General features: G+C 40.9%; 10 protein-coding genes. All 10 read left to right on the top strand.

Annotated elements, in window-relative coordinates:
* The first annotated feature begins 52 nt into the window (after window positions 1-52).
* Window positions 53-1,939, top strand: a complete 1,887-nt coding sequence (glmS, locus tag H8792_RS06255) for a glutamine--fructose-6-phosphate transaminase (isomerizing) (RefSeq protein WP_185978088.1) — start codon at window positions 53-55, stop codon at window positions 1,937-1,939.
* Window positions 1,940-2,119: 180 nt separating this feature from the next.
* Complete coding sequence (locus tag H8792_RS06250) at window positions 2,120-3,292, top strand: nucleotide sugar dehydrogenase (RefSeq protein WP_185978087.1); 1,173 nt, start codon at window positions 2,120-2,122, stop codon at window positions 3,290-3,292.
* Between the two features lie 54 nt (window positions 3,293-3,346).
* The gene (locus tag H8792_RS06245; protein ID WP_185978086.1) at window positions 3,347-4,651 is read left to right on the top strand and encodes a flippase; all 1,305 of its coding nucleotides are present in this window, start codon (window positions 3,347-3,349) and stop codon (window positions 4,649-4,651) included.
* Window positions 4,652-4,653: 2 nt separating this feature from the next.
* Window positions 4,654-5,568 carry a sulfate adenylyltransferase subunit CysD gene (gene cysD / locus H8792_RS06240; protein ID WP_185978085.1) on the top strand — a complete coding sequence of 305 codons (915 nt, stop codon included), beginning with the start codon at window positions 4,654-4,656 and terminating at the stop codon, window positions 5,566-5,568.
* 12 nt (window positions 5,569-5,580) lie between these two features.
* Complete coding sequence (cysN, locus tag H8792_RS06235; RefSeq protein WP_185978084.1) at window positions 5,581-7,020, top strand: sulfate adenylyltransferase subunit CysN; 1,440 nt, start codon at window positions 5,581-5,583, stop codon at window positions 7,018-7,020.
* A 6-nt stretch (window positions 7,021-7,026) separates the two neighbouring features.
* Window positions 7,027-8,778, top strand: a complete 1,752-nt coding sequence (locus H8792_RS06230; protein ID WP_185978083.1) for an SLC13 family permease — start codon at window positions 7,027-7,029, stop codon at window positions 8,776-8,778.
* A gap of 97 nt (window positions 8,779-8,875) precedes the next feature.
* Complete coding sequence (gene cysC / locus H8792_RS06225; protein ID WP_324187601.1) at window positions 8,876-9,469, top strand: adenylyl-sulfate kinase; 594 nt, start codon at window positions 8,876-8,878, stop codon at window positions 9,467-9,469.
* 81 nt (window positions 9,470-9,550) lie between these two features.
* Entirely contained in the window at window positions 9,551-10,333 is a 783-nt protein-coding gene (cysQ, locus tag H8792_RS06220) for a 3'(2'),5'-bisphosphate nucleotidase CysQ (protein WP_185978081.1), read from the top strand.
* Window positions 10,330-11,106, top strand: coding sequence for a sulfotransferase family protein (locus H8792_RS06215; RefSeq protein WP_185978080.1), 777 nt, complete (start codon window positions 10,330-10,332; stop codon window positions 11,104-11,106). The genes cysQ and H8792_RS06215 overlap by 4 nt, the downstream gene beginning before the upstream one ends.
* 2 nt (window positions 11,107-11,108) lie before the next feature.
* Window positions 11,109-12,202, top strand: a 1,094-nt coding sequence (locus tag H8792_RS06210; RefSeq protein WP_185978079.1) for an O-antigen ligase family protein, incomplete at its 3' end; no start/stop codon positions are given.

The raw sequence follows: 12,202 nt of genomic DNA, 5'->3' as shown, positions 1-12,202 counted from the left end.
TTTCTGCTATAATCGACAATAATTTTTGCTTATTTTTAGGTGTCGATTAGTTATGTGCGGAATTGTTGGCGGTATTGCGGAACGAAACGTTACCCCGATTTTATTGGAAGGTTTGAAGCGCCTTGAATATCGGGGGTATGATTCCTCAGGTGTTGCGGTAATTGATGATGATCTCAAGCTGCAGCGTATCCGCTCGCTCGGAAAGATTCAGGATCTGAAAGATAAGATTAAAGCTTCCGATTCCAGTTTGGCGGGGTATATTGGTATCGCACATACCCGTTGGGCGACACATGGAATTCCTGCCGAAAATAACGCTCACCCGCACATCTGCAATAATGAAGTTGCTGTGGTGCATAACGGTATTATCGAAAATTATCAGGAGCTGAAAAGCGAACAGTTAGCTTTGGGTTATCGCTTTACTTCACAGACTGATACCGAGGTTGTTGCCCACAGTATTCATAAATACTTGCAAGAAGCCTTGAAAGAACCGAATCTTTCCAAAGATCAGGTTCTATTTCAAGCTGTGCAAAATGCTTTGCGAGAGTTTAAAGGCGCTTATGCTTTGGGTGTCATGGCGATCGATAATCCTGATACTTTGATCGCCGCCCGTAAAGGCAGTCCGCTGGTTATCGGTGTCGGTCTGGGTGAGTATTTCATCGCCTCGGACGTGTCTGCTTTGCTGCCTGTCACGCAGAATTTTATCTTCCTGGAGGAGGGAGATGTTGCCCGCATTAAGCGTGATGAGCTAGAAATTGTCGACGTTGAAGGTAAAAAAGTTGAGCGTGAGATCAAACGTTCGAATTTGTCATCGACCGCTGTCGAGCTTGGCGAACACCGTCATTACATGCATAAAGAGATCTTCGAGCAGCCGCAATCGGTGATCGATACTTTGGAAGGCCGCATTACTCAGGAAAGCGTGTTGACCAGTGCTTTCGGACACCAGGCTGAGACGTTGTTTGCGTCTATTTCGCAAATTCAAATCATCGCCTGCGGAACCAGTTATCACGCCGGAATGGTGGCGAAATACTGGTTTGAAGATATTATCGGCTTGCCGTGCTTTATTGAGGTTGCCAGCGAGTATCGCTATCGAAACCCCGTCTTGTTGAGCGACACATTGTTTGTAACGATCAGTCAGTCGGGCGAAACGGCGGATACTTTGGCTGCATTGCAGCAGATTAAGCAAAAGCGCGATGTGAAAAACCTGAATTGTCCGACCTTAAGCATTTGTAATGTTCCTGAGTCTAGCCTGACAAGAGAGTCCGATTTGGTTTTCTTGACACATGCCGGGCCGGAAGTGGGGGTGGCCTCAACCAAAGCCTTTACCACGCAATTAGTTGCCTTGTCCTTGCTGTTGACGACTCTGGGGAAGGTGCAGGGGCGTCTAACCCAGAAACGCGAGCGAATTATTGTTCAGGGATTGCAAAAGCTACCAGGTTTGATTCGCAATGCATTAAATCACGAAGATGAAATTAAAGAGATTGCCAAGCGTTTTGCCGATAAAAGCAGTGCGCTGTTTTTAGGGCGCGGAACCATGTATCCGATTGCCATGGAAGCGGCGCTTAAGCTGAAAGAGATTAGTTACATTCACGCCGAAGCCTATCCAGCCGGTGAATTGAAGCACGGCCCGCTGGCGCTGATTGATGAATATATGCCGGTCATTGCGATAGCGCCACATGACGATCTTTTAGAAAAATTAAAGTCGAATTTGCAGGAAGTCCGTGCTCGTGGCGGCCAAATGATCGTCTTCGAGGATGAAAATGCCAATACCGACTCGGAAGGTGGTATGAAGGTGGTTAAGGCCACGACGAATGTTGGCCGAATTACCGCCCCGATTACCTTCAATATTCCCTTGCAACTGCTTGCCTATCATGTCGCTTTGATAAAGGGAACGGACGTTGATCAGCCAAGGAATTTAGCTAAGTCGGTTACAGTGGAGTAAAGCGACAACAGTGGTGTTTTGGCGTTTTAAAGTTTTGTTAAATTTCTGATTGGGCGTTGCGATTATACGGTTTGATCTTCTATTCTAGGTCGATTTGGCAGGTGCTGAGAAGGATAAGCTCTTAGCATCTACATGATTCTCGATGTTAGAAGATTAATTTGGATAGGGTTTCTAAGTAATATGAAAATTGCAGTTGCTGGAACGGGGTATGTAGGGCTTTCATTGGCCGTTTTATTGGCACAACACCATGAAGTTGTCGCGATCGATATCGTTCCTGAAAAAGTCGACTTATTAAATAAGAGAAAATCGCCGATCATTGACACAGAAATCAGTGATTTTTTAAAAAATAAAGAACTTGATCTGACCGCAACTTTAGATAAAGATCAAGCATACAAAAACGCAGATTTCGTTATAATAGCAACGCCTACAGACTATGACGTAGAGACGAACGCCTTTAATACATCCAGTGTGGAAGCGGTTATCAGAGATGTATTGGCGATTAATCCAAAAGCGGTTATGGTCATTAAATCGACGGTGCCTGTCGGATATACGCAGCAAATCAGAGAGCGGTTCAGTTGCGATAATATTTTATTTTCGCCGGAGTTCCTGCGAGAAGGTAAGGCTCTCTATGATAATTTGCACCCCTCGCGAATTATTGTTGGTGAAGAATCCGAGCGAGCACGAGTTTTTGCAGGTCTGTTAATTGAAGGAGCTCTGAAGCCGGCGGAACAAATTCCGGTTCTGTTTACGCAATCGACAGAAGCCGAAGCGGTTAAGCTCTTTTCAAATACCTATCTGGCGATGCGTATCTCTTACTTCAACGAGCTGGATTCATATTGCGAGAGCTTGGGGATGGATAGCCGGCAGGTCATTAAAGGGGTCGGGCTGGATCCCCGTATAGGTGATCACTACAACAATCCTAGTTTTGGTTACGGTGGTTATTGTCTACCGAAAGATACCCGGCAACTACTCGCTAATTATAGAAATGTTCCGCAGAATTTGATCGCAGCCATTGTGCAAACCAATACGACGCGTAAAGATTTTATTGCTGAACAGATTGTAAAGTGTAATCCTAAGGTAGTTGGAATTTATCGATTGGTAATGAAGCAGGGATCTGACAACTTCCGTGCCAGTGCCATTCAAGGTATTATGAAACGCGTAAAAGCCAAGGGTATTAAGGTGGTTGTTTATGAACCGGCGCTAAAAGAATCGGAATTCTTTAGATCGGAAGTTATTTCGGATCTCGCAGAATTTAAAAATAAAGCCGATTTGATTGTGGCAAACCGAATGACCGACGAAATCCTCGACGTAAAAGAAAAGGTCTACACTCGGGATTTGTTTGGGAATGATTGATGTAATAGCGTTATTTTTAATGAAAAATTATCTTGTTATAGAAGTGTGGTTTAGGTGACATTAAAAGAATTGCTCGGAAAGGGGATTTGGACATTAGTTGTTCGCTCATTAGGAGCGGGGCTTTTATTTCTGTCTACTTTAATTTTTGCGCGTTTTCTTGGAACTGAGGACTTTGGGTTATATTCTCTCGCTTTGACGATCGTAACAATTATGGCGGTTTTTACACGAGTTGGGTTAGACAATGTTTTACTAAAGCAAGTTGCTGCTCATTTACCAGATAAACCTCATGTTTCCAGTGGATATGTTTTTTCATCTCTGAAATTGACTTTTTATGTTGGCGTGTTTTTTACAATTTTAATCGTAGTTACTTCAGATTTATTCGCTGAATATGTTTTTAACAAACCCGAATTCTCTTTGCCACTCCGGTTATTCGCACTATCTATTTTTCCAATGTCTATCGTTTTTGTAATGGGGGAGGCTTTTAAAGGATATGGTCATCCGATTTTTGCAACAGCATTGCAATCTGTTCTGCCTCCTTCAGTTACATTAGTGATTGTTGGCTATTTGTGGTTCATTGATTTTTTGAGTTTAAACTTGGTGATTGTGTCGGTTGTTGCAGGATTCTTAGTTAGTTGTATATATTTTATATATAGATGGTTTTTAAAAATTCGTTTTGAGCAACTGGAGAGAATTCGTTTTGTATCCCTAATTCAAGAGGGGTGGCCAATGTTGCTAATTTCTTCAGGAGCTTTGGTTATGGCGTGGTCCGATGTGGTGATTCTAGGTATTTTTTCGACTTCTGAAGAAGTTGGGATCTATTCGGCAGCATCGAGAACTGTTTTGGTGACGAGCTTGATTTTAATCGCGATTAATTCTTTGACGGCACCGAGATACGCGCGTTTTTACAAGGAAAATAACCTTCAAGCTATAGCTGACTTGGCGCACATTTCCTCTGTGATATTACTTGCTGTTGTTTTGCTTCCAACTATTGTTCTGTTCTTCTTCCCTGAATGGGTTATGGGCTGGTTTGGCAGCGGATATGTTTCGGGGAGCGAGATGTTAATGATTTTAGCTGTTGGACAAATGATAAATGTTGCGTTTGGTTCGGTCGGATATCTTTTGTCCATGACTGGAAAAGAGACGAAGATGCGCGATATCATGCTGATTGCAGCGCTAATAAATATTGTTTTGAGTGTGCTTTTAGTCCAGAAATATGATGCTTTAGGGGTGTCGATCGCGACCACGGTTTCCGTGATTTTATGGAATACTTGGGCTATGATTGAGGTTAAAAGACACTTAGGGTTTTGGACATTTAACCCTGTTGCAATTTTTAGTTTTAACAAAAAAAGAAGCGTGTAAGTATGCAGATAGATGAAAAAAGATTGACGCATTTGCGTAAGTTAGAAGCGGAGTCAATTCATATTATTCGTGAGGTGGTCTCGGAATTTGAAAATCCGGCGATGCTTTACAGTATTGGGAAAGATTCTTCGGTGATGCTGCATTTGGCACAAAAAGCTTTTTTTCCTGGGCCTCCTCCTTTTCCTTTGGTTCATGTTGATACGACATGGAAATTTAAGGAAATGATTGAATTTCGTGATCGTCGTGCTCAAGAGGTTGGGATGGATTTGATTGTGCATATCAATCCGCGCGGAAAGGAAATGAATATTTCTCCTTTTGAACACGGTTCAAGTATGCATACCGATATTATGAAAACAGAAGGTTTGCGCCAGATGCTGGATCAATATCAGTTTGATGCTGTATTCGGTGGTGCGCGACGCGATGAAGAAAAATCCCGAGCAAAAGAGCGTATTTATTCTTTCCGTGATAAAAATCACCGCTGGGATCCAAAAAACCAGCGCCCTGAGCTTTGGGATGTTTATAACGGTCGTCACAGTAAAGGCGAGTCTATTCGTGTTTTCCCTCTTTCAAACTGGACTGAGCTTGATATCTGGCAATATATTTATTTAGAGAATGTTCCAATTCCAAGCCTGTATTTCGCTAAAGAACGTCCGGTGGTTGAATATGGTGGAACTCTGATTATGGTTGACGATAACCGTATGCCAGAAGACTTAAGTAAGCAGGCGCGTATGGAAATGGTGCGTTTTAGAACTCTGGGTTGCTATCCATTAACGGGAGCGGTTCCATCCAAAGCGAATACTCTCCCCGAAATTATCCAAGAAATGCTATTGACGAAGGTTTCTGAACGTCAAGGTCGCTTGATTGATCATGATGAAGCTGGATCAATGGAGAAGAAGAAAATCGAAGGGTATTTCTAAGGGAGCAGGATTATGGCAGTAGAACAAAACAGCTTAATTGCAACAAACATTGAAGAGTATTTGCACCAGCATGAGAATAAAGAGTTATTGCGCTTTATTACTTGCGGAAGTGTAGATGATGGAAAAAGTACATTAATCGGCCGTTTGCTGCACGATAGTAAAATGATCTTTGAAGATCAGTTAGCGGCAATTAACAAGGATTCCAAGAAGCACGGCACGACCGGTGAGGATATTGATCTTGCACTGCTGGTTGATGGTTTGCAGTCTGAGCGTGAGCAGGGGATCACTATCGATGTCGCATATCGTTTTTTTGCCACTGATAAGCGTAAATTTATTATCGCGGATACCCCAGGGCATGAACAGTACACGCGAAATATGGCGACAGGAGCGTCAACGGCGGATTTGGCAATCATTTTGATTGATGCTCGTTATGGTGTGCAAACTCAAACCAGACGTCATAGCTTTATTACCAATTTATTGGGTATGAAGCATATTGTTGTTGCTGTAAATAAGATGGATCTGGTCGATTTTAGTGAACAGCGTTTTGAAGAAATTAAAGAGCAGTACACTGAGTTTGCCAAAGAGCTAGGCATTGAATCTCCGATCTTCTGCCCGGTATCAGCTTTGACAGGCGATAACGTTGTTAATCCTAGTGACAAAATGCCTTGGTTTACCGGGCAGCCTCTCATGCAGCTTCTTGATAATATCGAAATTGGCGATAATACCGATTTAGAGCATTTCCGTCTTCCTGTTCAATATGTAAACCGCCCTCATCTGGATTTCCGTGGATTTTGTGGAACGATTGCAGGTGGAGAAATTTCGGTTGGTGATGACATTACCATTTTACCTTCCTTAAAAACATCGAAAGTAAAACAGGTTATTCAGCCAGCGGTAACGCTGGAAGAAATGGCTGTTGAGTCTGCCTTTGCCCCTATGGCGGTCACGCTGACTTTGGAGGACGAGATCGATATCAGTCGTGGGGATATGATTGTGAAGTCGATGGATCTTCCGGAGGTTTCCGATCAGTTCTCTGTGATGCTTGTTTGGATGAGTGAAACGGCTATGAAGCCAGGCAATGACTATTTAATCAAGCGTGCTACGAATGTTACAACCGGCCGTTTTACAGGGATTGACCATAAAATTGATGTAAATACTTTGGTGCAACATCCGGCTGAACAGTTAGAGTTGAACGAGATAGCGCAATGCCAACTTCGCTTAAACCAAAGTATTGCTTTCGATCCATACCATGACATTAAAGGTACGGGGAGTTTTATCGTGATTGATAAGTACTCTAATGCAACTTTGGCTGCGGGTATGATTGTTTCGAAAGCGGATGGTGGAACAGCTTCTGCAATTGTCAGAGAGTATAGTGAGTTTGAAAAAGATCTCAATGCCTTGATTTGTAAGCATTTTCCGGAGTGGCAATGTAAATCGATTGAAGAGCTTTTGTAGTTGACTGTGCAGTCAATGCTGGCAGGTAGTGAGCCAATCTGGGTATTGGGGTCGGTTATTCTGTTGTTGGCTTTGCTGGCAACAGGCCGGTTCCAACCGTTTAAACTGTTTGGTGGTTTGGTCTTTATCTACTATTTAAGCGGTTTAATCTCCTTGGGGGATATGCTGGCGAACTTTGTTAACCCGGCACTTGTGACATTGGTTTCCTTGCTGCTTGTTAGCTTGGTGTTTGAGAAAACGAACTGGGTTTCTTCATTGTCGAAGAAGCTGTTCGCAAAAAATTTAACCCTGTCTTACTTGAGGATGGGGTTGTTTATCGGTTCCAGTTCTGCATTCCTCAATAATACTGCGGTTGTGGCGACAATGCTTTCTGCCGTCAGGAAGAATGGGTTTCACCTCCCTTCGAAGCTCTTAATACCGCTTTCATATTTTGCTATTCTTGGAGGAACCTTAACCCTTATAGGAACCTCTACGAATCTGATCGTCAACGGTTTTGTCGTGCAAGCCGGTTTGCCAGGCTTGGGCTTGTTTGATTTTTTGTATGTTGGACTACCTTTATTGCTAGTCGGTATACTGGGAGTTGTATTTATTTCCAGCAGAATGTTGCCATCAAATAAAGATGATGATGAAAATACAACAGATTATTTGATTGAAACTAAGATTAGACCTTCCTCACCAGTGATTGGAAAAACGGTCCAGGAAGCGGGATTAAGACAACTTGAAGGATTGTTTTTAGTCCAGATATATCGAAAGGACCGCCTGATTTCTCCAGTCTCGCCGTATGAAGTTATTCAGAAAAATGATCACTTGCTTTTTTCCGGGGATGTTCAGCAGGCAAAAAAACTTTCGACAATTGCCGGGATTGAGATAGCCGGGCATAAGGGGAGTTTTAAGCAGAGTTTTGTCGAGGTTGTATTGGCACATACTTCCAGTCTTATTGGGCAAACTATCAAGGAGGCAGGGTTCCGTAATAAGTTTGATGCTGCGGTGGTTGCGATTCATCGAGGGGAACATGTGTTGCAGACTCGTCTGGCCGAAACGGAACTCCAGGCTGGAGACAGTTTGGTGTTGGCGGCCGGCCCGGATTTTGATAAAAGGGAAAATTTAAAACAGAATTTTTATTTCTATACGCCGGTTAATGAAGTAAATTTTTTATCTCCTTTACAAAATTATCTGGTTGCGGGATCTTTCGTTACGGTTTTGGCGGGGGCTGCATTAGAGTTTTTTCCTCTGGTGAAAGGCTTGCTGGTTATGCTTGCAGGCCTATTGGCTTTCAAATTACTGACATTTGGTGAAATCAAACGGCGGTTTCCTTATGAATTAGTGATTATTATCGGGTCTGCATTGGGTATAGCGAGCGTTTTGATGGCTTCAGGCACAGCGCAAATGATTGCCCATTTTGTAATGGGAATCTTCTCAATTTGGGGTGTCTGGGGAAGCTTAGTCGGCGTTTTTCTGTTCACTCTGTTACTGACAGAATTAATCACTAATAATGCTGCTGCTGCTATTGCTTTTCCGGTTGCGTTGGCGACTTCCGAAATTATGGGGGCGAGCCCATGGCCATTTATCATGGTTGTTGCATATGGTGCAAGTGCAAGTTTCTTGACGCCTTACGGCTATCAGACCAATTTAATGATTTATGCACCGGGTAATTATCGTTTCGTAGACTTTATTCGAGCAGGGCTTCCCATTACCGTTTTGTATTCGATGGTTGTGTTGTTGATGGTTCCGTTAGTGTTTCCATTTCAAGTGAGTTAAGGATTAATTAAATTAAACTGCTTTTGCGATTTGATATGTCGTTAAGCTGTCATTTTTACAGATTTTGAAAATATTAAGATGCATTTCTATGACAAAGATTACTGAAAATATTGTTTGGCATAATCACCATGTTACTCAAGAAGATCGTGCGAAGTTGAAAGAGCAAAAACCCTGTGTTCTTTGGTTTACCGGTTTAAGCGGCAGTGGGAAATCGACCATTGCGAATGCCGTTGAGTCGTTATTATTTGAACTAGGTAAGCATACCTACTTGTTGGATGGTGACAATGTGCGTCATGGTCTAAATAAAGGATTGAGTTTTTCCGAGGAAGACAGGATTGAAAATATTCGTCGAGTTGGAGAGGTTTCAAAGTTATTTTGCGATGCCGGCATGATTGTTTTAACCGCGTTTATTTCTCCATTCGCTCATGATCGTCAAATGGTTAGAGAATTGTTGAAGGATGGTGAGTTTGTTGAGGTATTTATTGACGCACCACTGAATGTGTGTGAACAGAGAGACCCTAAGGGGTTGTATAAAAAAGCTCGAGCAGGGGAAATCAAGGATTTTACCGGAATCGATTCTCCGTATGAAAAGCCTGAAATGCCAGAAGTCAGGGTTGTTAACGATGGTATTTCTATTGAAGAGGCAGCCAATCAAGTTGTTCATTATCTGCAAGAGAATAACTATATTTAATAGTTGGTTAATACTTTGGGTCGGTAATTCATGTTTTGAACTAGCATTAGCGATTACAGACAAACAATTAAAGATGAAATTATGTTAGAAAAAATTAATGTACAAGATATTGTTGATATAGCCAAACAAGCTGGTGAAGTCATTATGGAAGTCTATAAGAAAGACTTTGAGGTGGAGTTTAAAGCAGATGAATCTCCCCTGACAGAGGCTGATAAAGCAGCGAATACAGTTATTGAAAAAGCTCTGAATGAGTTGGATAGGAAAAATGGAACGCAGGTTCCCATTCTTTCAGAAGAAGGAAAGGATATTCCTTACGAAGAAAGAAAAAACTGGGAGTATTTTTGGTTGGTTGATCCAGTCGATGGTACTAAAGAGTTCGTCAAAAAAAATGGCGAGTTTACGGTCAATATTGCGCTTATCCATAAAAATATCCCTGTGCTTGGGGTTGTTTATGCACCTGCACTTGATACGTGTTATTGGGCTAAAGAAGGGGATGGAGCATTTAAAGATGGTCAAAAACTCCCACTGAAAACTGCAGATCAACGAGAAACATATAAAATTGTTGCCAGTCGCTCTCACATGTCTGACGAAACTAAAGAATTCATCGAATCTATCCAAACAGATAAAGAAAAAGAGCTTGTTTCAATTGGGAGCTCTTTAAAGATTTGTTTAGTCGCTGAGGGTGAAGCTGATATTTATCCTCGCTTGGGCCCGACTATGGAGTGGGATACAGGGGCTGCTCATTCTATTGTATTGGAGTCGGGCGGTAAGTTTCAGAAGTTTCCTGAGATGCGATATAGCAAGTGGGGTTATAATCAAAAAAATCTTTTAAACCCTTTTTTTATTGTGAGTAATTCTTTATGAACCGGATTCTTATTGTAGGTTGCCCTAGATCTGGGACTACTCTTTTACAAAGTATGATTTGTTCTGCACCAATGGTTTGCGGTTATACAGAAAGTCACATTTTTAGAATTAATGAGAAAGATAAAAAGCAGCGCTTGTCTGATTTTTTTGATGAGAATGATATCCCTCCTTCTATTTCAAGCGGATTCGTCTTAAAAGATGGAAAAGTGGATGCGGAGAAATTTTTTTCAATTCTTGATGAAGACTCGAGGAGGAAGGGATGTGATTCTTGGGTTGAAAAAACCCCCGATCATTTGTTTGCGTTAAATGAAATTATTAATTCTACAGATACAAATTTGTCAATTATCCATATTGTCAGAAAGCCTGGTGAAACTATTGAGTCCATGTATCAAGCAGCTAAACAATGGGGAAAGCCTCGCTCTAAATTTGTTCATGGCCTCAAGTGGCTTAAATCGATATTTACCCACATGCGTTATATGAATGTAAATAGTCATCATTTTATCTTTTTTGAAGACATTTCTAATCCAGAAGACATGGACGAGAGTTTGAATATGCTGCTTTCAAAGATTGGTGTCGCATCGAAATTTGATGAGTCACGAAGAAAAAATGTAGCGGCAACTTTAATTTCTAGGGGTGAATCCTGGAAGAATAATAATATGAAGAATGTAAAAAAGTATTCGCAGCTCGGTAATTTACCGCTGCTTCTAAGTTTTTATTATGCACTACTTAACGTGTTCTATTTATTTATTAAGAGTAAAGTGCGGAAGGGTTAATTTTGGGCTTAATTACATTGGTGTTATTAGTAGAAATTCTTCTTTCTATTAGTAGCAATAACGAGCTCTTAAAAGCTGTTGTGATGACAACTTTGCTATTGTTTGCTTTTTTAATTGTTTTTTTAAATCAAAAATGGCGCGTGGAAAAGGAAGCTTTGCTATTCATTTCAATTTTTTTGATAATTGTGTTGTATGGTGTTGCTACGGGAATTTTTCATGATAATAATCTCAAATACTTAGCTGGAGATTTTTACCATACTTTTTTTGAGATACTTATTCCCTTTATTCTGGTCAGTGTTTTCCTTCGAGATGCTTCAGAAGAAGGAGTTGTAAGATCATTAATTTTCTTTGGGTTTTATGGGGCTATTTTTGGTTTTTTTGCGTATTTACTATCCTTTTTAGGTGTTTTGACAACGTCTGGAAATTTTGTCGGTGAGTCAGGGATTTTCCGGCTTTATGTTCACAAATTATTCCCGGTCATTCCTCTTTTAATGATCGTTTCTACTTATCTATCAAGGATTAAGGTTTCATTTTCGTTAGAAATGATGCGTAAAATATCTATTGTTATTTTGCTTGTTCTCTTGATTTTCACGTTTAAAAGAAGTATGTGGGTTGCCTTTATTTTGGCCTTACCATTTCTACTTTTTAATAGAAAGTCGTTATTTGGCCTATATGTGGTGTTTTTCATTGTAATGGGCCCTCTTATCTTCTTTTTCAGAGAAATCATTTTAATAGTAAGTGATTATGTTTCTTATAACGAAAGTTATACGCTTGTTGATACCCTTTCTGAAAGGGTTTGGCAATATGCACCCTTGATAGATTATTTTTCTAACAATGTTTGGGGGTATGGTTTTGGTGCAGAATTTGTTTCGTATGATCCAGAGACTAAAGTTGTAGGTGTTATTCACTATATCCATAGTTTGTATTTGAATGTGATTCTTCAAGTTGGGTTGCCGGGAGCGCTTTTGATTCTTTTTTTATTGCTGGTTTTTCTTCAAAAATCATTTGAAATAAGTAAAAAAGGTACTTGGATGATTAGAATGTCACTTGCAGGCCTTTTTGTTATAGCTTTTTCGGGTATTGGTCTATTGTCAAC

The organism is Thiomicrorhabdus heinhorstiae (assembly GCF_013391765.2).
Taxonomy (GTDB): domain Bacteria; phylum Pseudomonadota; class Gammaproteobacteria; order Thiomicrospirales; family Thiomicrospiraceae; genus Thiomicrorhabdus; species Thiomicrorhabdus heinhorstiae.
The sequence above is the reverse complement of the archived record's forward strand: the minus strand, read 5'-3'. Positions and strand labels throughout refer to the sequence as shown.

Excerpts from the sequence above, each read along its gene's own strand:
- H8792_RS06250 (WP_185978087.1), top strand. The coding sequence starts at position 2,120 with ATGAAAATTGCAGTTGCTGGAACGGGGTATGTAGGGCTTTCATTGGCC.
- glmS (WP_185978088.1), top strand. The coding sequence starts at position 53 with ATGTGCGGAATTGTTGGCGGTATTGCGGAACGAAACGTTACCCCGATT.
- cysN (WP_185978084.1), top strand. The coding sequence starts at position 5,581 with ATGGCAGTAGAACAAAACAGCTTAATTGCAACAAACATTGAAGAGTAT.
- H8792_RS06215 (WP_185978080.1), top strand. The coding sequence starts at position 10,330 with ATGAACCGGATTCTTATTGTAGGTTGCCCTAGATCTGGGACTACTCTT.
- cysQ (WP_185978081.1), top strand. The coding sequence starts at position 9,551 with ATGTTAGAAAAAATTAATGTACAAGATATTGTTGATATAGCCAAACAA.
- cysD (WP_185978085.1), top strand. The coding sequence starts at position 4,654 with ATGCAGATAGATGAAAAAAGATTGACGCATTTGCGTAAGTTAGAAGCG.